Annotated in this window: 18 protein-coding genes; 9 read left to right on the top strand and 9 right to left on the bottom strand. The window is 65.1% G+C overall.

Annotation, left to right across the window (positions count from 1 at the left end; all coding sequences use genetic code 11):
* Positions 1 to 2 precede the first annotated feature (2 nt).
* Positions 3 to 464, bottom strand: coding sequence for a universal stress protein (locus BSG09_RS03585; RefSeq protein WP_092930250.1), 462 nt, complete (start codon positions 462 to 464; stop codon positions 3 to 5).
* 105 nt (positions 465 to 569) lie between these two features.
* Positions 570 to 1367: a ZIP family metal transporter gene (locus tag BSG09_RS03580; protein ID WP_092930247.1), complete on the bottom strand. Its 798-nt coding sequence runs from the start codon at positions 1365 to 1367 to the stop codon at positions 570 to 572.
* A gap of 162 nt (positions 1368 to 1529) precedes the next feature.
* On the opposite strand from BSG09_RS03580, the gene BSG09_RS03575 reads away from it, so the two are divergent.
* The gene (locus BSG09_RS03575; protein ID WP_092930732.1) at positions 1530 to 3170 is read left to right on the top strand and encodes a potassium channel family protein; all 1641 of its coding nucleotides are present in this window, start codon (positions 1530 to 1532) and stop codon (positions 3168 to 3170) included.
* A 23-nt stretch (positions 3171 to 3193) separates the two neighbouring features.
* Here the strand turns inward: BSG09_RS03575 and BSG09_RS03570 are convergent, their stop codons facing one another.
* From BSG09_RS03570 to BSG09_RS03550, 6 genes are all read right to left on the bottom strand, one after another.
* Positions 3194 to 4444, bottom strand: a complete 1251-nt coding sequence (locus BSG09_RS03570) for a digeranylgeranylglycerophospholipid reductase (protein WP_092930243.1) — start codon at positions 4442 to 4444, stop codon at positions 3194 to 3196.
* A gap of 68 nt (positions 4445 to 4512) precedes the next feature.
* Complete coding sequence (locus BSG09_RS03565; protein WP_092930240.1) at positions 4513 to 4929, bottom strand: universal stress protein; 417 nt, start codon at positions 4927 to 4929, stop codon at positions 4513 to 4515.
* A 32-nt stretch (positions 4930 to 4961) separates the two neighbouring features.
* Entirely contained in the window at positions 4962 to 5675 is a 714-nt protein-coding gene (locus BSG09_RS03560; protein ID WP_092930237.1) for a triose-phosphate isomerase, read from the bottom strand.
* Positions 5676 to 5679: 4 nt separating this feature from the next.
* Positions 5680 to 5829 (bottom strand): DUF7557 family protein, encoded by a 150-nt coding sequence (locus BSG09_RS20630; protein ID WP_165396894.1) that lies wholly within the window; start codon positions 5827 to 5829, stop codon positions 5680 to 5682.
* 109 nt (positions 5830 to 5938) lie between these two features.
* Positions 5939 to 6730 carry a hypothetical protein gene (locus tag BSG09_RS03555; RefSeq protein WP_092930233.1) on the bottom strand — a complete coding sequence of 264 codons (792 nt, stop codon included), beginning with the start codon at positions 6728 to 6730 and terminating at the stop codon, positions 5939 to 5941.
* A gap of 66 nt (positions 6731 to 6796) precedes the next feature.
* Positions 6797 to 7294 (bottom strand): hypothetical protein, encoded by a 498-nt coding sequence (locus tag BSG09_RS03550; RefSeq protein WP_092930231.1) that lies wholly within the window; start codon positions 7292 to 7294, stop codon positions 6797 to 6799.
* A gap of 107 nt (positions 7295 to 7401) precedes the next feature.
* Here BSG09_RS03550 and BSG09_RS03545 point away from each other — a divergent pair, with 107 nt between their 5' ends.
* From BSG09_RS03545 to BSG09_RS03530, 4 genes are all read left to right on the top strand, one after another.
* Positions 7402 to 8052, top strand: a complete 651-nt coding sequence (locus tag BSG09_RS03545; RefSeq protein ID WP_092930228.1) for a hypothetical protein — start codon at positions 7402 to 7404, stop codon at positions 8050 to 8052.
* Positions 8053 to 8187: 135 nt separating this feature from the next.
* The gene (gene uvrA, locus BSG09_RS03540) at positions 8188 to 11151 is read left to right on the top strand and encodes an excinuclease ABC subunit UvrA (protein ID WP_092930225.1); all 2964 of its coding nucleotides are present in this window, start codon (positions 8188 to 8190) and stop codon (positions 11149 to 11151) included.
* 53 nt (positions 11152 to 11204) lie between these two features.
* Positions 11205 to 11618 (top strand): hypothetical protein, encoded by a 414-nt coding sequence (locus BSG09_RS03535; RefSeq protein ID WP_092930222.1) that lies wholly within the window; start codon positions 11205 to 11207, stop codon positions 11616 to 11618.
* An 87-nt stretch (positions 11619 to 11705) separates the two neighbouring features.
* On the top strand, positions 11706 to 12053 hold the full coding sequence (locus BSG09_RS03530; protein ID WP_092930219.1) for a hypothetical protein: 348 nt from the start codon (positions 11706 to 11708) through the stop codon (positions 12051 to 12053).
* Positions 12054 to 12116: 63 nt separating this feature from the next.
* Here the strand turns inward: BSG09_RS03530 and BSG09_RS03525 are convergent, their stop codons facing one another.
* The gene (locus BSG09_RS03525; RefSeq protein ID WP_092930216.1) at positions 12117 to 12524 is read right to left on the bottom strand and encodes a CBS domain-containing protein; all 408 of its coding nucleotides are present in this window, start codon (positions 12522 to 12524) and stop codon (positions 12117 to 12119) included.
* A gap of 203 nt (positions 12525 to 12727) precedes the next feature.
* On the opposite strand from BSG09_RS03525, the gene BSG09_RS03520 reads away from it, so the two are divergent.
* The 4 genes from BSG09_RS03520 (at position 12728) to BSG09_RS03505 (ending at position 21477) form a co-directional block, all read left to right on the top strand.
* Positions 12728 to 14386 (top strand): thiamine pyrophosphate-binding protein, encoded by a 1659-nt coding sequence (locus BSG09_RS03520; RefSeq protein WP_092930213.1) that lies wholly within the window; start codon positions 12728 to 12730, stop codon positions 14384 to 14386.
* A gap of 132 nt (positions 14387 to 14518) precedes the next feature.
* On the top strand, positions 14519 to 16747 hold the full coding sequence (locus BSG09_RS03515) for a PD-(D/E)XK nuclease family protein (RefSeq protein ID WP_092930210.1): 2229 nt from the start codon (positions 14519 to 14521) through the stop codon (positions 16745 to 16747).
* Positions 16740 to 17780: a PD-(D/E)XK nuclease family protein gene (locus BSG09_RS03510; RefSeq protein ID WP_092930208.1), complete on the top strand. Its 1041-nt coding sequence runs from the start codon at positions 16740 to 16742 to the stop codon at positions 17778 to 17780. Before BSG09_RS03515 ends, BSG09_RS03510 begins: the two co-directional genes overlap by 8 nt.
* Complete coding sequence (locus BSG09_RS03505) at positions 17773 to 21477, top strand: UvrD-helicase domain-containing protein (RefSeq protein WP_092930205.1); 3705 nt, start codon at positions 17773 to 17775, stop codon at positions 21475 to 21477. Before BSG09_RS03510 ends, BSG09_RS03505 begins: the two co-directional genes overlap by 8 nt.
* Positions 21478 to 21492 lie beyond the last annotated feature (15 nt).

Genomic DNA, 21492 nt, shown 5'->3' with positions numbered 1-21492 from the left:
GCTTACGGCGCGTCCTCGTCGGGATGCCCTTCCGATCCCGAGTTCGCCACCAGCACCGGGATCTCGCCGAACCGAACGACGTGATCGGTGACGCTGCCCATCGCCAGCCGGTGGACGCCGCCACGACCGCGTGTGCCCATGACGATCACGTCGGCGTCGATCTCCCGGGCGTACTCGAGTAGTTCGTCCTCCGGCGGGCCCTCGAGGACCGTGCCAGTGACCGCGAGCCCGGCCGACTCGGCGCGGTCGACGATCGCGTCGACGTGCTCTTGGGCCCGGCTGCGCATCGCGTCCTCGGCACTTGTGGCGTCACCGGGGAGCCGAAGGTCACCAAGCGGGCCGGTGTCGGCGACGCAGGCAACGTGGACCGTCGCGTCGTGGACGGTCGCGAGTTCGATACCGGTCTCGGCGGCGGCCTCGGCGTGGTCGCTGCCGTCGGTCGGAATCAGAATCGTCTCGAACACTACCCATCCATACGGCGAGACGCGTAAAATTCCTGCCGGAACGGGAGACTATCGGACGAACCGATTCGTTCAGCACGACTGACGAGCCTGGCGAGTCGTGAGCGCTCAGATGAACGCCAGCGGCACCATAACGAGAACGCCGACGACGATGCCGCCGGCGAGTTCCGGCTTGCCGCCGCTTGGAAGCCGCGCACCGATATCGAGCGCCTCCGGGATGAACTCCGTGAGAACGAGGTAGATCATCGCGCCGGCGGCGAAACCAAACCCGTAGGGAAGGAACTCGCGAGCGTAGCTGACGAAGCCGAACGCGATGACGGCCCCGAGCGGCTGAGGGAGACTCGAGAAGACGGCCCACCAGACCATCTTCCACTCGGAGACGTTCATCGACTGGAGCGGGATCGAAATCGCCGTTCCCTCCGGGATGTTGTGGATCGAAATCGCGATCGTCATGAACACCGCCAAAAGTGGCACGGTAAACCCGAGGACCTCGGCTCCGCCCTCGAGTCCGAGGTCGGCAAAGGAGACGCCGACGGCGATGCCTTCGGGGAAGCTGTGGACGGTCAACACCCCGAGGATGAGCACGAGCTTCTTGAAGTCGGCCTCCTCGTACTGTCGCGGGTCGATCTCGGCGTCCATCAGGACGTCGTGGGCGACGACGACCAGCGCGACGCCGGCGACCATGCCGATCCCGATCTCGAGGGGCGTCCCTTCGGCCAGCCCCTCATCGATGAGCCCGAACGTCGACGCCGAGAGCATGATCCCAGAGGAGACACCCCAGAGAACCACGTTGTATCGGTCGCTGATGTCGTCGAAGAAGAAAAACGGGAGTGCGCCGAGCCCGGTCGCCAACGCCGTGATGAAGCCGGCAACGAAGACGAACACGAGGTTCTCCAGCAGTGGCATCTGCCAAACGATTAGTGCCAACGTATAAATCGACGGCGGTCGCGGCGTTCGTGTCGGGCTCGCTGAACGAATCCAGCGACGGGGCCGCGAGTGCCAGCCATCGGCTCCAGCCAACCCGTCGGCGACCGATACCATCAACAGCCAGCCGTCGAATGGATGTGTATGTCACTGTGGCGCTCACGTCGAACCGGCTACTACATCCTGCTGGTAGCCGTGACAACCGTCGTCGCCACGCTGCTCTACAACTACGGGATGGCGACGCTCGAGAACCGTCCACAACCGCTGTACCGGTCGCTCGAGGTCGTCTTCCAGACGTACACGACGACCGGCTACGGCGAGGACGCAGGGTGGGAGACACTCCAGATGAACCTGCTGGTGATCGTGCTCCAGCTCACCGGAATCGGGCTGATCCTCACCGGTGTCGATATCTTTGCCGTCCCGTGGCTCCGACGCGCGCTCGAGACGACGGCTCCGACGACTGCCCCCGACGTCGAGGACCACGTCATCATCTGTGAGTACACGCCTCGCGGTGAGGCGTTCATCGAAGAGCTCGAGTCACGCGGGCGGGAGTACGTCGTCGTCGAACCCGACGAGGAGACGGCGACGGAACTCCACGAGAGCGATCACCGGGTCGTCCACGGCGACCCGGAGTCGACGGCGGTGCTCGAGAACGCGGGTATCGAGCGAGCGACGGCGGTCGTAGCCGATTCGGCCGACGACACGAACGCGAGTATCGTTCTCTCGGCACGGGAGGCAAATCCCGACGTGCGGATCGTGACGCTGGTCGAAGAGCAGCGTCTCGGCGAGTATCATCGGATTGCTGGCGCAGATGAAGTGCTCTCGCCCCGTCAGATGCTCGGTGAGAGTCTCGCCCATCGGGTGCCGACGGCGGTGACGACTGCGGTCGACGATGGGGTCGAGATCGGGAACGATCTGGAACTGGTCGAGCTGTCGATCGCCGAGGGGAGCGAGCTGGCTGGACAGACTGCTGGCGAGATCAGGCTTCGAGAACAGTTCGGTGTGGACGGGATCGGAGCGTGGTTCGACGGGACCTTCGAGAGTCCGATCCCGAACGACCGGGAACTCGACACCGAGACGCGATTGCTCGTCGCGGGGGAACCCGAGCGGATCGACGAACTCCGGGCGGAGGCGACGTCGACGGTGCTGCCGTTCGCAGTCAAACGCGCCATCATCGCCGGCTATGGCGAGTCCGGGGCGGCAGCGGGTGCTGCACTCGCGGCGACGAACACGAACGTGACCGTCCTCGATATCGACGAGATGGAGGGGGTCGACGTGGTTGGCGACGCTCGCGACCCGACGACGGTCCGCGAGGCGGGGATCGACAACGCGTCGACGATAATCGTGACCCTCGACGACGATACGACCGCTATCTTCGCGACGCTCGTCGCGCGGGACATGAACCCGTCGGTCACGATCGTCGTTCGAGCGAACGACACGGAGAACGTCCAGAAGTTGTACCGTGCCGGTGCCGACTACGTCCAGTCGCTGGCGACGGTCAGCGGCCGGATGCTCGCTTCGACCGTGTTCGAAGACGAGGAGGTCCTGGCCGTCGACAGGCAGATCGATGTTGTGAAGCTTCCCGTTGGCCGGCTAGCGGGGCAGACGCTCGTCGACGCGGCTGTTCGGACCCGGACGGGCTGTACCGTCCTCGCCGTACGCAGAGACGATGAAACGATCACCGAGTTCGATCCGGCAGGGTTCGTCTTCGACGCCGACGACGAGGTGATCCTCGCGGGAACGGATGACAGCGTTCGATCATTCGAAGCGCAGTTTCTCGCGTGAACGAGACCGACAGCGTCGACGGCCTACAGAAGGGAGCTGAGATCGAGATTCAACTGCTGTTTCGCGAACCGGGCGAGCAACGGTGCGTCATCGACATCGAGCAATTGCGCGATGGCAACGGGACTGCCACTGTTTGCCTTGGCCAGCGTATCGCTGTCGAGTCGCTGAAGGTCCCGCATGAGCTTGTCATAGCGCTCGTTCGGTGCGAGATAGAGGAGTTGCGTCATCAGCAACCGCGTTTTCGCGCTCGGCGCGACGTCGCGATGCCAGAGAGTCTCGTAGACTTCGAGGTTCTCGGCAGTCGGCTCGACGCCGTCGTGTTTGAGACAACTGTCGGCAGTGGCGGCGGCCGCGCGACCGGACTGCATACACTTGTTGATGCCTTCGCCCCAGAGCGGATCGAGGCTCGGAACGGTGTCGCCGATCGCCATGAACCGATCGGTGTGCATCGTTCCTGGTGACTGAATGTGGGCCGAGCCGCGGTGCTGTTTGCCCTCGAGTCGCGTGGCGTCCCGGAATCGCGGGTCCGTCTCGAGCCAGTGGTCGAGGTAGTCGTCGATAGTGAAATTGCTCCGGTTGTAGCGCTCGTGGCTGTCGTTCTGGATGTAACAGAGACCGACCTTTGCGGTGTCTTCTCCCGTGTGGAAGATCCAGGAGTAGCCGCCGGGTGCGATTTCGTGGTCGAGTCGCAACATCATGGCGTCGTGGAGGTCCGCAAAGCCAGGGCGGTCGATGTCGATCCCTTCGAACTCGTATTCGATCCCGATGGCGTGGTTCTCGCGTTTGAGGTCGACGATGCCGAGTTTCTTTGCGAGCGGTGCGGCCGGTCCCGTCGCATCGATGACGATGTCGCCGTAGACCTCCTCGTCGCCGTTGTACGTGACACCGACGATTTCGCCGCCCTCCATGATCGGGGCGGTGACGCGGGCGTCGAACCGGTATTCGGCACCCTTTTCGTGGCTATCGCTGACGAGGAAGCGTTTGAAATCCGCAAATTCGAGCACTGCGCCGGTCTGATCGCGGACGTAGTGTTCTCTGGGGGACTCGAGGACGACGCTGTCGGTATACTGCATCACCACGTCGTCGGGGATGCCAAACGCGGCCATCATGGAGTGGAACGTCCCCGCAGTCGACTTGTTGCTCTGGCGGGGGAACTCCGATTCAGACTCGGTCTCGAGGACGACGACGTCGTACCCTCGGGCGGCGAGATCGCGGGCACATTGCGCGCCGGCGGGACCGGCACCGGCGATGACTACGTCGTAGCGGTCGTTCATGTAATCGGGACTGTGGTGGTCCCTAATGAGTTTGTCCTGTTGCGCCGACCGGCCGACTGTGTGGCCCGTTACCGTACGATCGTCACTGGCACGGGTGCCTGTCGAGCCACCCGTTCGGCGACGCTGCCAAGTAAGACCCGCGAGAATCCCGATCGACCGTGGCTGCCCACGACGATTAGATCGATCGCGTTTTCTGTCGCGTAGTCGACGATGGCGTCCGCCGGCTGGCCGACGGCCACTGCCGTCTCGATCGAACACCCCTCATCCGCTGCTCTGGCTTCGGCATCGGCGAGCAGTTCTTCTGCATCCTCGCGTCTGTGCTCGAGCAGTTCCGACGGCCCGAGGTGTGCGACTTCGCCGTAGCTGCTGTTCGTCGGGTCGATGGCGTGGAGGGCCGTCATGTCGTCGTCGGCGTGTTCCGCACACGCGAACTCGAGTGCCGCCCACCCCGGGTCCGAGTCCTCGAGGGCGACTAGTAAGTGCATACTGATTCGTACGAGGACCAGTTACTTGAGTGTCAGCCATTCACATCCGATCCGCAGCGACTCGAGTCGGCCGACGGGACGGCGGTCGCGATCGACCGGAGCCACGCCTCGCGGTCGTCTGCCTCGACGGCCGCGGAGGCCGCCCCCGTCGCGTCGACGCCACAGTCGAACGCGCGGGTGACGTCGTCGGCGGTTCGGACACCACCGCCGACGAACGTCCGCGTCTCCGGAGCCTCGTTGGCAACCGCTTCGACGAACGCCTCGATGCGCTCGGGATGCGTTCGGACCATCCCCTCCTCGGTGGCGATATCGGCCGGTCGCTCGAAGAGCAGCCAATCCGGGCCGGCGGCCAGCGCCATCCGGGCCGTCGTCAGGCTCTCGACGGCGACGATCGACTCGAGGCCGAGTTCAGCACACCGGTCGACGGCCCGATCGACGGCAGTCAGTGCCGCTTCGTGTTCGGGATGCGAGACGAAGACTGCGTCAGCACCAGCGTTTGCGACCGCCTCGAGGGTGACATCGCCCATCCCGCTTTCGGCTCGTGGGACGCCTGTCTGTGCGACGATCGGCAGGGCCGTCCGCTCGGCGACGAGTCGGAGGTCGGGCAACTGAGGGGCGACGGCGAAGCGACTGCCGGTTTCGTCGCGGACCCGCTCGATGGTCTCCGCGAACGCGAGCGCGGCGTCGCCGCTCGTCCCGGCGTAGGTCTTGTAGTTGACGAGGAAGATGGGATCTGCGATCCCCATCCGTCTATTCGGAGTAGCCTTCTTGCAGGAACGCACCTTCGGTCTCGTACATCGCGACGAGTTCCTCGACGAGTTCTTCGGGTGTCTCACCCTCCTCACAGTGGCTTTCGAGTCGATCCATCAGGTCGTCGCTGATCTCGAGTGTCTGTGTCATGGATTATCGGCCGCGGTGTACCCGCGTCGGTCAACGTATCGGTGTCCGTCGCCAAATAGACGGGGGCCACACACATAGCCGTTGGCGGGTGGCACGTGCACGCGGTCGGCTACTCGAGCGACCCCTCCTCGAACGACTGTTCGCGCCAGGTCGTCCAGTCGTAGAGGCGCTCGAGTTCGCCCCCCTGCTGGCGGATCGCCACGGCGGTAGTAAAGAGGAACGCGGCGACGAGCGTCGTCCCGACGAGCCAGATGGCGTCGGCGAGTGCCTCGTAGCCGGGCAGGACGTTCGTCAGCAGGTCGACGAACACGACGGCAGTAACACAGACGATCGCCGGTAGCAGGTGGCGGGTCAGCGCGGCGAAGGTCGTCCCCTCGTGGACGCGGACGGCGCGAACGCCGTAGAGCACCGCCCACGCGGAGGTGACAACCCAGCCGACCGCGACGACCAGCCGCGTCGCAGCGGTCTCGATCAGGAACGAACCCCACCACGCGGCGACGAAACTGCCGATGACGACGAAGTCGGCCCACGCGGGCAGCAACGGGGAGCGATCGCCCGCGGCCGGCTGGTCGTAGTACACCGCGCGGATCGACAGCGCGAGAAAGAGGATGAAAAAGAGGATCGCGCCGTCGACGAACCGGCCGATCCAGGCTGGCTCGAGCAGTATCGAGGCGACGCCGGCGACGGCGTAGACGATCGCCGCGCCGATCCCGGCCAGCAGGTACCACTGCTCGGTCGTTGCCTCGATCGCGAGGACCTCACGGAGATAGATGAGCGCATAATAGAGCAAGACGACTGCTGCAACGCCCATCGCGAGGTACGCGAACAGCCGCCCGATCGCGACCGTCGTGGCCGGATCACTGGCATCGAACGTGATCGACGAACTCGGAGCGAGCACCATAGGTGGAGCGTGGCCGCCGGGCCCGGATAAGTATACACCCCTGTTGCAGCCGGTCGGGAAGTCCGCTTACTCGGTCTCCGTCGACGCAACTGCCGTTTCGAGCAGTGTCTCGCGCTCGTCGAAGTACGCCGGCGCGTCGGCGTCGGCCTCGAACTCGAGGACCTGAGTCAATGCTTCCTGTCCGTCTTCTGTCTCCGCCGCGAGGTCTTCTGCGAGGTCGGTGTAGTCGGCGGCTAACTCCTGAAAGGCCTGCATTCGGGCCTGTTTCGCCTCGACGAGGAGTTGCTTCTCCTCGAGCGTTTCTTGTCGCTCCTCGATCGCCGCAACGTCGCTCTCGCTGGTGGCCGGGAGCTCCGCAGTCGAGGGGGTTTCGGTCCCGGGTACCTCGTCGGGCAGTGCCTCGAGGCGTGATCGGAGTTCGGCCATCTCCTGGTCGATTTCGTCTAAGAGCTCGTCGGCCTCTGCACCCATCTGTTCGACGCGGCCCGAAAGCAAGCCAGCCTGTGTCCGGCAGTACTCGATAACCTCGTCGACCGCGAATGTGTCCGCGGCGTCGTCGCTCATAGGGTCCCTTGGGACTGCCGGCCGAAGTCACTTTGGTCCGGCCGCGAGCGGCTGGTCACGGACTGGTGTCCGGCAGTATTAGGAATGGGCACGCACGAGATGTCCCCATGATCCGTCGTCATGCGCTTGCAGCAGCGATCGCTCTCCTGGCGTTCGTTCCCATGCCGGCCGCCGCACAGCGCGGTTTCAGAGACACCCTCGCGAGTCCCACAACTCCCGAGGAAATAGCGCTCGCGTTCGGCGTCTACGTCGCCGCCACGCTCGTCATCGGTGCGATCGTCCTGACCATCGATCGCTCGTACGTGCGGTCGATCGAAGCGCGGCTCAGCGATGATCCGGTGAGTGTGGGTGTGATCGGACTGGGCGTGCTCGTTGGTGGGTTCGTCGTGTTCGCCGCTCTGGGAGCCGTCGTGGCGCTGCTCGTCGACGCCGGCGCGCCTGCAGCCCTCGAGGCTGTCCCCACACTCGTGGGGATCGGTATCTCCGTCGGACTGACCGTCATCAACACGATCGGGATGATCGTGGCTGGCCTGATCGTGCTCCGCCGACTCCGTGACGAGCCGGAGCCGAACCCGTGGCTCGCGCTCGTCGTCGGGGCACTCGCCGTCCAGATCCTGTATCTGGTGCCGCTGCTCAATCTCGCCATCGCCGTCTTCGTCGTCGCCCTCGCAACCGGCGCGATCATCGGTCAGTGGTGGCAGGGACGAACCGCCGACCCCTCCGAGTCGGAGCCACACGAGCAGCTGCTAGATGGCTGAACTCGAGCGCTAGTTGCCAACACGGGCCACGCTATTTGCCTTTCAGACTCGTTAAGTCCGTCCGGCCACTGATTCGGATACAATGAATCTGGACCCGTATCGACACGAGAGACAGTCTACGATCGTGAGCGAACGATGAGCAAGGACACCATCGACGTTCGCGGGGCGGAGGAACACAACCTCAAGGACATCGACGTGACGATCCCACGCGAGGAGTTCACTGTCGTCACTGGCCTCTCGGGGTCGGGCAAGTCCTCGCTGGCGTTCGAGACGGTCTATGCCGAAGGGCAGCGCCGGTACATCGAGAGCCTCTCGGCGTATGCGCGGAACTTCCTCGGACAGATGGACAAACCGCAGGTCGAGACTGTCGAGGGCCTCTCGCCGGCGATCTCGATCGACCAGAAAAACGCCGCGAACAATCCCCGCTCGACCGTCGGGACGGTCACCGAACTGCACGACTACCTGCGCTTGCTCTACGCTCGCGTCGGCACACCCCACTGCCCCGAGTGTGGTCGCGAGGTCGGCGAGCAATCGGCCCAGAACATGGTCGAGCGCATCCTCGAGCTCCCCGAGGGAACCAAGGCCAAACTCGCGGCACCCGTGGTCCGCGACCAGAAAGGAGCCTTCGAGGACCTGTTCGCGGAACTCGTCTCAGAAGGATATGCCCGCGTCGAGATCGACGGCGAGGAACACGATCTGACGCTCGAGGACCCGGATTTGGACGAGAACTTCGATCACACGATCGACGTGATCGTCGACCGCGTGAAGGTCTCGGTCGAGGATCGCCCGCGGATCATCGACAGCGTCGAGACGGCACTCGACGAGGCCGACGGCGTCTTGAAGGTCATTCTTCCTGATGCTTCCGAGGAAGTCGCCGAAGATCTCGGCGCAGAAGCCCGCCGGACGGGCGCGCTCGGGGACGAGGTCGAGGAAGACGACCGCTTCGTCGTCGAGTTCTCGAAGGATCTCGCCTGTACCCACTGCGGGATCGACGTACCCGAGATCGAGACCCGCTCGTTCTCTTTTAACTCGCCCCACGGTGCCTGTCCCGAGTGTGAAGGACTGGGTGAGACCAAGGAAGTCGACGAGGACCTCGTCATCCAAGACGAGTCCAAGCCCCTGAAACACGTCTTCGAGCCGTGGAGCTACAACCGGTCGTACTATCGGACTCGGCTTGACGCCGTCGCCGCACACTTCGATGTCTCGCTCGAGACGCCCTTTGCGGAACTCGACGACGAGATTCAGCAGGCATTTCTCTACGGCACCGACGAGCAGGTGCTGTTCAAGCGACAGACGAAAAACGGGACCCGCCGGAAGAAAAAGCGCTTCGAGGGCGTTATTCCGAACTTGGAGCGCCGGTACATCGAGACTGACTCGGACTCGACGCGCGAACACATCGAGGGCTACATGTCGGTCACGGAGTGTCCGGCCTGTGACGGCACGCGCCTGAAACCCGCGAGTCGGGCGGTGCTGGTCGACGACACGGCGATCACGGAGATCAACGCGATGAGCATCGGCGACGCCTTGGCGCACTTCGAAGCGATGGAAGCCGACCTTACCGAGCGCGAGAAGGTGATCGCCGAGGAGATCCTGAAAGAGATCCGCGCGCGACTCGGTTTCATGACCGAGGTCGGCCTCGAGTACCTCACGCTCGATCGCGAGGCCTCGACGCTCTCTGGTGGCGAGAGCCAGCGCATCCGGCTCGCGACCCAGATCGGCTCCGGGCTGGTCGGCGTCCTCTATGTGCTCGACGAGCCCTCGATCGGGCTCCACCAGCGGGATAACGACCGCCTGCTCGATACGCTCTGTGAACTGCGCGACCTCGGGAATACCCTGCTGGTCGTCGAACACGACGAGGAGACGATGCGCCGCGCGGACAACGTCATCGACATGGGGCCCGGTCCGGGCAAGCGCGGCGGCGAGGTCGTCGCCAACGGCCCCGTCGAGGAGGTCAAGGCAACCGAGGAGTCGATCACCGGTGACTACCTCTCCGGGCGCAAGCAGATTCCCGTCCCTGACGAACGGCGCGATCCCGACGGCGCGCTGACGATCCGCGGCGCGCGCCAGCACAACCTGGCTGATCTCAACGTGGACATCCCGCTTGGCTGCTTTACCGCCATTACGGGTGTCTCGGGCTCCGGGAAATCCACCCTCATGCACGAAGTGCTCTACAAGGGCCTCGCTCGTGAGATGAACGACAACACGAGCGTGATCCCGGGCGACCACGACGATCTCGAGGGACTCGCGGAGATCGAAACCGTCCGCCTGATCGACCAGTCGCCGATCGGCCGCACGCCCCGGTCAAACCCCGCGACCTACACCAACGTCTTCGACTACGTCCGCGAACTGTTCGCCGAGACCAAACTCGCGAAACAGCGCGGCTACGAGAAGGGGCGCTTCTCGTTTAACGTCAAGGGCGGGCGCTGTGAGGAGTGCGGTGGCCAGGGGACCGTCAAGATCGACATGAACTTCCTCTCCGACGTGTACGTCCCCTGTGAGGAGTGTGGCGGCGCTCGCTACAACGACGCCACGCTCGATGTCACCTACAAGAGCAAGACCATCGCCGATGTCCTCGAGATGTCCGTCGAGGAGGCGTACGACTTCTTCGAGTCCTCGAGCCAGATCCGTCGCCGACTCCAGTTGCTGAAAGACGTCGGCCTCGATTACATGAAACTCGGCCAGCCCTCGACGACGCTCTCGGGCGGTGAGGCCCAGCGGATCAAACTCGCCGAGGAACTGGGCAAGAAGGATTCGGGCGAGACGCTCTACCTGCTCGACGAGCCCACCACGGGCCTGCACTCGGCCGACGAGCGCAAACTCATCGACGTGCTCCACCGGCTGACCGACAACGGCAACACCGTCGTCGTCATCGAACACGAACTCGACCTCGTGAAAAACGCCGACCACATCATCGACCTCGGCCCCGAGGGCGGCGAGCACGGCGGTGAGGTCGTTGCCACCGGCACGCCGGAGACGGTCGCGCGCCGCGAGGATTCTCACACCGGCCGCTACCTGCGCGATCTGCTGCCGAAGGTCGATCTCGAGGGGCCGCGTGGCGAACGGGTCGAGCCCGTGACGGCACCGACGGACGACGATTGATCGGGTGACCGTATCAGAACGGCTAACTGCGAACCCGACCAACCCGCTGCCAGATGACCGGACTGAAGACCGTCGTTCGCCGTGGATTCGCCGGCGGCGGGGCCGCGACGCTGCTGCTGGCCGCTCTCTTTGCTGTCGGTAGCGGAACGGAGCCGACGACACTGCTGTTGGCTGGCTGGCTCGCCGTCGTCGGCCTGTCGTTGCTGCTGGCCGGCCGCCGGGAGCACCTCACCGTCGGCGGCCGAACCCTCGGCTGGCCCCGCGTTGCCGCGATCGGTATCAGTGTCCTCGCTATCGGCTCGAGTGCGTTCGGGCTCTCGAGACTGGGCCAGTTCGCCGTCGGGAGCACGATGTGGCTGCTCACTGGCTTCGTGACACTGTTCGTGCTTGGCTATCTCGCCTGGTTCGCCCTCGAGTGCTGGCGCGGCGGCTGGCACCTCGACGATGCGATGTTCGCCGTCGAGTGAGGCCGTGATGCTTGGTGGGCGTCACTCGAGTCCTCTGAACACGCAATCGGCAGTACAGCCAAGGCCGTTGCCGGCCAATCACTATGTATGGCAGATGATGACACTCGCGACGAAGAGCCGACGCCGATCGAGGAAAAACGGACGGATTCGTTCGATCTCGAGTTATCCGAGCGCGTCGAGATCGGCGTGACACGGGGTGAAACCGACCTCGAGATCGGCCCGCCGCGTGACTATCCCGATCGGGCCGACGTCTCGGTTCGACCGGAGTCGGAGACGGACCACCGCGTGATCGTGAGCATCGACGCGATGGTCGGTGATCACGGGACGGGCCACGCCGATATCGCGTTGACGCCAGCAGAGGCCCGCATGCTTCGGGAGTATCTCGACGAAACGGTGCGCTGGATGACCGAAGATGACGACGACGCCGACCGCTGACTAACGCGGGCGCAGATAGATGACCCGTCACCCAAAACGGCGTGGCGATCCGATCGCTCGTGCTTATTCGGCGGGGCTTGGCGATTGCACGCGCGAGATGTAGCCTGCCAGATCCGAGGTCGTGATCATCCCGATTACACCCTCGTCCTCGTCGACGACTGGGGTGTGGTGGAAGCCGTGTTCGATCATGGCGTCCGCCACGTCGCGGATGCTCTCCTGGGCCGTGGTCGTGACGACAGCCGTCGTCATGTACTTCGAGACCGGCGTCTGGTCTTTCGGCTTCTGTTCGGCGACGATCTCGACGAAGTCCGTCGTCGTCAGGATACCCTCGAGATGGTTCTCCTCGTCGACGACGATGACCGACCCGATTCCGTTCTCGAGCATCTCCTGTGCGGCGTCTTCGACGAGCGTGTCCGGCGTGACCGTGTGTATCGACGTGGACATCACCCTGGCGACGAAAATGTCTTCCATACTGTCCGATACACGCCCCACATTATAATGATTGTTGGTGAATGTCCTTCTCGAAGACGGATATGGACGTCTCGGGTCGCTGTCGCACTGCTCGCGACGAGATCGATAGCGTCTCTCTGTGGCGGCGCTCGAGCCTGATCGAATCGACTGCCCGCGCCCCCGGTCGGGTGTGGAGATAAGTGTCCGGTCGACGAGATGACCGTATGGACGTCAGCCGAGGAGTCATCGAACGGCTGGTCGAAAACGAGGTCGATACCGTCTTCGGCGTGCCTGGCACACAGACGCTACCGCTGAACGAGGCCATCGAGACGCGGGACGACATCCGGTTCGTCATGGCCCGCCACGAGACGGCTGTCACCCATCAGGCGTGGGGATATGCGGAAACCAGCGGGCGGCCTGCGGCGACAGTCGTCGTGCCCGGTCCGGGCGACATGAACGCGATGAACGGGCTGAAGAACGCGTTCAACGACTGCACGCCGCTACTCCACCTCGCAGTCGAGACCGAGCCCGAGATCCGCGGCGGCGACGGTATCCACGAGACGCCACCCGATACCTACGACACCGTCGTCAAAACAAACGTCCTCGTCGAGCGTCCTGAAAGCACGGCTGTCGTCCTCGAGGAAGCTATTGCGACCGCCGAGACGCCGCCGAAGGGGCCGGTCAGAGTCGGCATCCCGAAGAATTTCTTGACGATGGACGTCCCCCTTGCGACGCCGGCGACGTACAGCCGCGAGTCCGTCGTAGGCGTTGCCGACGCCGATGTCACGGCCGCCGCCGAGGTTCTGGCTGCCGCCGAACAGCCAGTGATCGTCGCCGGTGGCGGTGTTCGCGCCGCCGCCGCGAGCGACGAACTGCGCCGCATCGCCGACCGACTCGGTGCGCCCGCCGTCACCACCTACAAAGGCAAAGGAGTGCTTCCGGACGGTCCCGACGGTTACGTCGCCGGAACGCTTGCCGGCAGTGCCGCCCCCGAGTTGCTCGCGTGCCTCGCGGACGCCGATGCGGCGCTGGCCGTCGGGACGGATTTCGACGCAGTCGCCACCCGCGACTGGTCGGTCGATGTTCCCGACTCGCTGGTCCACGTCACACTCGAGCCTGACGACCTCGGGACCGGCTACGAGCCGACCGTCGGGATCGTCGCCGACGCCACCGTGGCACTGTCTGCCCTCGAGACAGCCCTCGACGACCGCGCGGTCGCGGCCGGTGACGATGCCGTGGAGCGCGCGAGCGCGGTTCGGCAGGCAACCAGTGATCGGGTCGCGGAGTTGCGCACGTCCTCGCCGCCGCTTCCCTCAGTCAGCGCGCTCGAGGCCGTCCGCGAGGCAGTGCCACGAGAGGCGATCGTCACCGTCGACGCCGGCGGCTTTCGCGTCTGGGGACTCACCGTCTTCGAGGCGGCGGGGCCACGCTCTTACGTCAATCCGGGGTCGTGGGCGACGATGGGGACCGGCCTGCCGTCGGGCATCGGCGCGCAGTTTGCCAACCCCGACGACGACGTGGTCGTGCTCACCGGCGATGGTGGGCTCATGATGTGTGTCCACGAACTTCACACTGCTGTCGCCGAGGACGTGCCCCTAACCGTCGTCGTCTTCGTCAACGAGGATTATGCGATTATCAGCGACGATGCCGACCGGAATTACGGCCTCGAAGCAGGCGAATATGGCTGGCCGGACGCCCCGATCGATTTCGTGGCGCTCGCCGAAAGCCTCGGGCTGCGCGCTGAACGTGCGGCAACACCCGCCGAGATTCAGTCGCGGCTCGCAGCCGCGATCGACGCCGACGAACCGGTGGTGCTCGCGGTGCCGACGGACCCACACGAGCCACAGGCGAGCGATTGGATGCGCGACTATAGTAACAACTGAAACGATTTACACCGATCGCACAGCAGTCGTGCGATCGGGTGTGCATTGACTTTCAGTGGCTACTATAGCACCAGTACTCGAGTGTGCCTACATTTAAATAGGAAATCGGTCATACTCGGTGACGTACGATCGATGACTATGCCGCCCACGCTCGAAGGTACCTGCAAGCTCCTCCCCGCGCCTGCACCCGGGAGCGACGTCTTCGCGGCCGTCGCTTCCGAGTACGCTGCGCTCGCCGACGAGTATGGCCCGCGCAACGTGTTAGTCTTGAAACGGCACCCGACGGGCCTCGAGTCGCTGACCGAGGCGCTGGCCGACGCTGATCTCGCGCGGGCCGACGGGGGGCCTCGCTCGCCCCGTATCGAGTCGCTGCCGGAACACGCCTCGAAGACAATCGAGGAGTACGATCCAACGCTGGACCGCCTCGAGTACGAGGAACGGATCGAACTCATTTCGCTTGTGATCGACGGGGCGAGCCGTTCGGTTCCGGACTATCTCGAGCGGGCGGCCGCCCACGAGAGCTTTACGCGCGACGTGGGGCAACTGCTGCTCGCGGCGACCCGTCAACGGCTCCGCCTCGACGACCTCGACGATCCCCACGACTGCCTGGCCTTTCTGTACGCGATGAACGACCGCTTCCACGCGGAACTCGACGATCGGGGCTACGTCGAGCGGGCAGACGTGATCCCGCAGGCAGTCGACTTGCTCGAGGCTGACGCCGATGGCCTTCGGACGCGCGTGACAGCCTCCTTCGATGCCATCCTCGCCGTCGAGTTCGAGGAATACCGTCAGCTCGACCGCCGGTACCTCGCTGCGCTCACGCGCGACGCCGAGCTGGTCTGTCTCGGCGAACGCCACGTCAGCGTCGAGCGGACGCGCGTCGAACCCGGTTCGGTCGACGAAATCGCAGCTGCCGCGGGGCTTACAGTCGAGTCGCTCGAGCCCGAGACAGTGCGCACAACGGATGCCAGGCCGCCACACCAGTCGATCGTGCGGTTTCTGGCGACCGGTGAGCCGCCGGAGCAACCCACAACCGCCGACAGCGATCCAAGGGGATGTGCACGACGCATCCGCACCGAAACCGCCCGCGAACAGGTCCGGGCGGTCGCCACCGAGATCCAGTCGCTTCGCGACCGCCACGGCTGGTCCTACGACGCGTTCGCCGTCGCCGCCCCGCGGATCGAACGAGTTCCCGAGATCAGACGGCGACTCCGTGACGCCGGCGTTCCGACCGCCACGATCGGGACCCCCTCACTGGCCGAAGACCCCGCTGTAAACGAACTCTACGCTGTCGTCACGTGCCAGTGCGAACGGGACCGTGACGGAGACTCCCTCGAGCGACTCGCATCTGCCACGACGCAAGGCGCGAGCGATCCGCGAGCCGCGTCGATCGACCGCCTTCGGGCTCGTGTCCCCGACTTTTCGCCCGCCCTGCTCGCGGACACTGCCGGCGCGAGCGTTCGGCGCTCGCTCGAGCGCTGGATCCGCCGCACCGACCTGAAAGACCGGATCGCCCGCGAGGAGGAATGGGTCGACGCCCGCGAGCAGTACGAGGGCATCCGTCGGGTACTCGAAATCGCCGACTTCGTCGAGGAGACCGACCTCGTCGGGCCGGACTGGCAGGGATTGCGCCGGATGCTTCGACGGACGATCCGGTACGACGCACCCTACGTCCACGCAGTCGAGACGCGGCCGCCGACCGGTGGCGTCACCGTCTGTGCCATCGACGACCTGAAATACGACTCACGGAACGCGGTGTTCCTGCTCGATCTGATCGACGAGACCTATCCTGGCGAGCAGTTTCTTACGCAACTGTTCCCGCAGGCGTGGCTTCGGCAGATGACTGCCTATCCGGCTGTCACCGATCCCTCCCTCGAGGCGATCACCGACACCTTCGCGACAGTCGACACCGCCGATGTCGGCGACCCCTTCGAGACGTACCATGCCCAGCGCTCCCGCCGCCAGCTTGCACTCGGTGCCCGCGCTGCCGAGCGGGCCCTCTACTGTTGTTCCTACGAACGCGGTGCCGGTGGTCTGCGCCGGAGCTACGACGAATCCCGCTATCTGCAACTGATCGACGCGACGCCCGGACTCACGCTTGCGGACGTCGACGCGAGCGCCGGTGTGGCGATCCACGGTGAGACGAACGCCCTCGAGGCACTGCTCGCCCAGCCACGGGGCGAACTCGAGCGGGTGCTCCGGAAGGCCAGTACCGGCGGCGAGGCCGATCTCGGCGAGACAGAAGCGCTGTTCGAGGAGATCGCGGTCGTCCTCGAGGAGGGTGATGTCGACGCCGACCTCGCTGATGCGGTCCGGTCGCAGTTCGAGTTCGCCGCGGGTGAGGTGGTCCGCGATGACTGACACGGCGACCCGAGGCGATTCGCTCACCGTCGACGGTCTCCGAACCTATCTTCACTGTCCGCGCCGGTACGAGTTCGCCCACCGCCACGACCTCGAGATGGGCGACGATGACACGGTCGGCGACCGGATCGCGCTCCTCAGAGCCGCGATCTGTGATGCGCTCCGACATGGGGAGACAGACCCTGACGCACTCGAGCAGGTCGCCCGTGACCGGCTTGCGACGCGCTGGGACGAGTACGACGAGCGCTTTCACTCTGTCGCCCAGCGCCGCCACGAACGGCGGGTCCTTGAGGCGACGCTCGCTGCCTACGTCACGAAGGTTGGAACGGACCACGCCGCGGGGATCTCACAGCTCGACGCCACGGCGGCCCGCGACGAACTGATCGGGCCTGAATTGGCGCTCTCGAGGACGGTTTCGCTTCCGGAACTGAACGCTGCAGGCGATGCGGACGCGGTAACGATCGATGCGACGGTCGACTACGTCTCCGGCGACGGCTCGTCGCTCGTCGGCGTCCGGTTCGTCCCGACGCTTGCGTCGCTTGGCTGGCTTCGCTATCGATCCGACTGGGAGGGCGACGTTGCCGACCGCTTTACCGACCACTTCGACGACGAGTCGGACGTGTTCGAGCCCGGTCCCGTCGGTGCGCTCCTCGAGACTGCCGTCGTCCTTGACGGCCTTCGCGGGCTTCGTGATCGGCTCGGACTCGAGGATCGAACCTGTCGATACCTCCAGATCCCGCTTGCCGACAGGTCGGGACTGACGGTCAACTGGGTTCGGGACGCGGTCGAGACGGGTCTCGAGGTCGCCGATCTGACCGAGGTCTACGTCGACCACCACACGTTCGGCATGACCCACGAGCACCGAAACGAGACGGTCGATAGCCGGCTGGCGGCGGTCGTTGCGGACCTGTGTTCGGGATCGTTCGATCCAGCCGACAGCTGGGATCGGATCGCAGAGCACGCCTGTCCTGACTGTGAGTATACGGTCTGCTGTCAGGACCACATCGCAACGGAGGTGAGCTTTGATGGCTGAGAGACCGCGCCGAACCGACCGCGAGCGCGACACGCTCGCACCCGCGGACGAGATCGAGCCGAAGGGCAACCAGAACGCAGTCATCGAGAGCCGCACAGCCTGTACGTCCGTCGACGCCGGTGCCGGAACCGGGAAGACGACGACGATGCTCGTTCGGCTCGAGCGCGCCATCGAGCGAGGTGACGTCGAGCCCGACGACGTGCTCGTGTTGACCTTCGCGAACGAGGCCGCTGCGAGCATCCGCGCGGCGGTCGCCGAACGGCTCGACCCCGACGCAGCGGCGGCGATCGACGTCTACACCTACCACTCGTTCTGTTATCGGCTCGTCCGAGAGTACGCCTACTATCTGGGCTACTCGCCCGAGTTCGAGGTCGTCACCGAGCGCAAACGGCGACGGCTCGTTGGCCGCCTGCTTGCGGACAACGACTACGGCTTCGCAGCTGCGTCGAAACACGACGGTTCACCGGCCGATCTCACGGCTGCGGTCGACCAGTTCATCGGGACGATGAGTCAGGAGAACGTCACGCCCGATGCGCTGCAGGCGGCGCTGCCGCCGGTGCGGACCCTCGAGCTCTGTCACGAGTTCGTCCTTTGGCTCGAGCGGCGCGCCGACGAGACCCTGTCGTTCGACAACGAAGCGCTGCGGTATTTCAACCGGGAGGAACACGTCGAGCAGGCCCGCGAGTCGCTGATCGACTACGGGAAACTCGTCTCGTACTGTCGCGAGAAGATCGCGGAAGCGCCGGCGGCCTTCCGCGAGGCCGAGCTGGTTCGTGATGTCGATCGGTATCTCCGGGTGCTCCAGCAGTGCGTGACGAACGCGATCGAGACGCTCTCGCTCGACGACCCCACTACGAAACACCTGCCGCGGGCGTTGTTCGGCAACCAGATCTGGGGGACAGCGACGAGTCGAATCGAACAGACGCCGTTCGGGCGGCTGAAACACTACGTCGAGTTCCTTCGGCTGGCTCGTCACTATACCGATGTCTATGCGGACTACCACGACGCTCTCGACGCAGAGGACGCGCTCGATTTCGACGAGCTCGTTCGGACGGCAACTTGCCTGCTCGATGACACGGCGATCACGGACGAGATCACGGACCAGTGGACGCAGGTCTACTGCGACGAGTTTCAGGACACCGACGAGACGCAGTTTTCCCTGCTCACTGCACTCACGGACGGCCCCGATCGGCCGGACCTGCTCGCGATCGGCGACAAGGACCAGGCGATCTACGGCTGGCGTGGCACCGACCGCGAGGGACTCGATCGACTGGCTGACGCTTACGACGACCACGAGGCGATCGAGCTCGAGCGTAACTTCCGATCGCGACAGGAGATACTCGATCTGACGAACGCCTGTGACTATGGGCCGCAGTCATCGAAGACGCTGCGCGAGGACGGCCGAACGCGAGGCACCTACGCCGAAGCTGATCCGCCGGACCGCGTCGTCAAGGTCGAAAGCGACGCGATCCCAGGATCGACGGCTGCGGGGGTCGCGACGACGGTCTCGCGGCTGCTCAATGGTGCGGCCGCGAACGTCCCACAGCGCGAGCTGGGCGATATCGCGGTTATCGTCCGGACGAATCGCCACGCCCAGGCGATCGCGGACGCCCTCCGTGACCAACAGCTCCCCTACGAAATCTCCGGCTCGCCCCGTGGCGACGTTTCGCCCGGACTGCAAACGGTGCTGTCGTATCTCCGGGTCCTCGTCGACCTGGATGCCGATGCCCACCTCCGGCGCGTGTTGCTCGCCCGCTACCGGTTCACGGAAGACGATCTTGCGACGCTGCACGGACAGCCGGGATCGCTGCACGACGCCGTGATGGCCATCGACGCCGAGCGGCTCACACAGCCCGATCGGCTCGAGCGGGTTCGCGATCATCTTGAGCAACTCGAGCGATTTCGGGACGTCTACCCGCTGGCGGGCTTTCTGCGCCGGTTCCGTGATCTGACCCGAATCGAGTGGTTCTGTACGAGCGAGGAGCGAGCCGAGTTCGATCGCATCGAGCGGTTCGTCGAGGTCTACGACACCGACGGGGTCATCCAGTCGCTATCGACTGAATTCGTCGACGCGCTTGCCGAGACACTTCAGGGCGGCGACAGCGATCGAACCCGCGGAACGCAATCCGCCGACAGCGTCGACGTGATGACGGTCCATCAGGCCAAGGGTCTCGAGTTCGATACGGTCTTGGTTCCGTACCTCTCGGATGAGGAGTGGTGTGTCGACGGCGATTACGTCGAGCGGGCCCGCCACCGGCTGTTGACCGCCGCGCTCGATGACGACGTTGACTCCCCGCTCTGTGCGGATCTGGCAGCCGAGACGGTCGGTGAGGAGTGGCGGGTGCTCCACGTCGCGCTTACCCGCGCCGAGAACCACCTGTTCCTGTTCGGCTCGGAGTATGCCTACGACGGCGACGAGACCGAACTCGCGGTGTCGACTGCCGACGCCTGTCTGGCAAGCGACATCGAGTGGTCGGTGGCCGGCCGGCGGATGGATCTGTGGGCGTCGCTGACCGAGAGCTTCGAGCGAGTGCGGGAGATCTACCCCGAGACGGTCGTCGATCGAACCGACGAGATCGCCGCCTCGGCCAGTGAGAGTCCGGGGACGATCACCTACTATGCTGACTACGGTGACCGGCCCGTCGAACCCCTCGAGACGCGCGAGGCGATCGAGACCGTCCACCGGCTGGGACGATTGCTCCGGGACGGACAGTTGTTGCCGGCGGCCGACGCGGCGAGCTACGGTCGGCCCGTGGACGGCCGCGACAGTGCTGGTCCGGGGGGCGAGATTCAGGTTCCGGGCAGCCGGCAACTCTCTGCGTTGACGACCGAGACCGTCCGCTTCCCGGTCGAGACGCTCGCGTCCACGACGGAACTCCCGGTCGCGATGCGCCACAGCTACTCCGCGATCGACACCCATGAGACCTGTCCGCGGAAACACTACCTGGATCACGTCGTTCGGGCGATCGACGATCCACATCCCACATCGGCGGCCGGCAGCGAAGTGACCGAGACGAACGGCGGACCGGTCCCAGCGACCGACGACCCAGCGTCACGAATCGTCGGCACCGTCTTCCACGACGTCGCCGAAGAGGCCTTCCATCGCGAGTACCACACTCGCGAGGCGTGGCGCGAGGCCGCGATTCGACAACTCACCGCACGCGATTTGCTCACTCACCGCGAGGCCGTCCTCGCCTGTATCGACCGCTACTTCGAGGCGAGCGCACCCGATATCGATCGCCCGGTCGCCGACTGGGAGCCACTGGCTGCTGAGCTTCCTTTCTCGCTCGAGGATGTCGTCGGCGTGACGGGGGACGTGGTCGGGTACGTCGACTCGATCCGGCGACGTCCCGACGGTGGGCTGGCGCTCCTCGACTACAAGGCGACCACAGAACGGATCGCGCCCGACGACGCCGTCCAGATTGCGCTCTACCTACGTGCCTGTGCGGACCGGTTCGACGACCCGATCTCGGCAGCCGGCTACGTCTACGTCGGTGACGTCGACGGCCCTCGTGTCGACCTGTTCGAGCGCGACGCGCTCCCGTCGTGGGACGCGGTCCGCGAGACGCTCGCGGCAGTCGACGAGCCGTCGTTTCACGAGACGACACCGGGCGAGCACTGCCGACGCTGTCCGCATCGGTCGCTTGGCTGCGGGCCGGACGAGCACGCTCCCGGTCGTGCGGAGACGATCGACTGAGCAGCAGCTATCGAT

It is taken from the genome of Natrinema hispanicum (assembly GCF_900111485.1).
Lineage (GTDB): Archaea > Halobacteriota > Halobacteria > Halobacteriales > Natrialbaceae > Natrinema > Natrinema hispanicum_A.
Note: the sequence above shows the minus strand (reverse complement) of the source record. Positions and strands in the feature narration are given on the sequence as shown.

Excerpts from the sequence above, each read along its gene's own strand:
- BSG09_RS03575 (WP_092930732.1), top strand. The coding sequence starts at position 1,530 with ATGTCACTGTGGCGCTCACGTCGAACCGGCTACTACATCCTGCTGGTA.
- BSG09_RS03520 (WP_092930213.1), top strand. The coding sequence starts at position 12,728 with ATGGACGTCAGCCGAGGAGTCATCGAACGGCTGGTCGAAAACGAGGTC.
- BSG09_RS03580 (WP_092930247.1), bottom strand. The coding sequence starts at position 1,367 with ATGCCACTGCTGGAGAACCTCGTGTTCGTCTTCGTTGCCGGCTTCATC.
- uvrA (WP_092930225.1), top strand. The coding sequence starts at position 8,188 with ATGAGCAAGGACACCATCGACGTTCGCGGGGCGGAGGAACACAACCTC.
- BSG09_RS03550 (WP_092930231.1), bottom strand. The coding sequence starts at position 7,294 with ATGAGCGACGACGCCGCGGACACATTCGCGGTCGACGAGGTTATCGAG.
- BSG09_RS03570 (WP_092930243.1), bottom strand. The coding sequence starts at position 4,444 with ATGAACGACCGCTACGACGTAGTCATCGCCGGTGCCGGTCCCGCCGGC.
- BSG09_RS03560 (WP_092930237.1), bottom strand. The coding sequence starts at position 5,675 with ATGGGGATCGCAGATCCCATCTTCCTCGTCAACTACAAGACCTACGCC.
- BSG09_RS03535 (WP_092930222.1), top strand. The coding sequence starts at position 11,205 with ATGACCGGACTGAAGACCGTCGTTCGCCGTGGATTCGCCGGCGGCGGG.
- BSG09_RS03545 (WP_092930228.1), top strand. The coding sequence starts at position 7,402 with ATGATCCGTCGTCATGCGCTTGCAGCAGCGATCGCTCTCCTGGCGTTC.
- BSG09_RS03510 (WP_092930208.1), top strand. The coding sequence starts at position 16,740 with ATGACTGACACGGCGACCCGAGGCGATTCGCTCACCGTCGACGGTCTC.
- BSG09_RS03530 (WP_092930219.1), top strand. The coding sequence starts at position 11,706 with ATGGCAGATGATGACACTCGCGACGAAGAGCCGACGCCGATCGAGGAA.
- BSG09_RS20630 (WP_165396894.1), bottom strand. The coding sequence starts at position 5,829 with ATGACACAGACACTCGAGATCAGCGACGACCTGATGGATCGACTCGAA.
- BSG09_RS03525 (WP_092930216.1), bottom strand. The coding sequence starts at position 12,524 with ATGGAAGACATTTTCGTCGCCAGGGTGATGTCCACGTCGATACACACG.
- BSG09_RS03555 (WP_092930233.1), bottom strand. The coding sequence starts at position 6,730 with ATGGTGCTCGCTCCGAGTTCGTCGATCACGTTCGATGCCAGTGATCCG.
- BSG09_RS03505 (WP_092930205.1), top strand. The coding sequence starts at position 17,773 with ATGGCTGAGAGACCGCGCCGAACCGACCGCGAGCGCGACACGCTCGCA.
- BSG09_RS03515 (WP_092930210.1), top strand. The coding sequence starts at position 14,519 with ATGACTATGCCGCCCACGCTCGAAGGTACCTGCAAGCTCCTCCCCGCG.
- BSG09_RS03565 (WP_092930240.1), bottom strand. The coding sequence starts at position 4,929 with ATGCACTTACTAGTCGCCCTCGAGGACTCGGACCCGGGGTGGGCGGCA.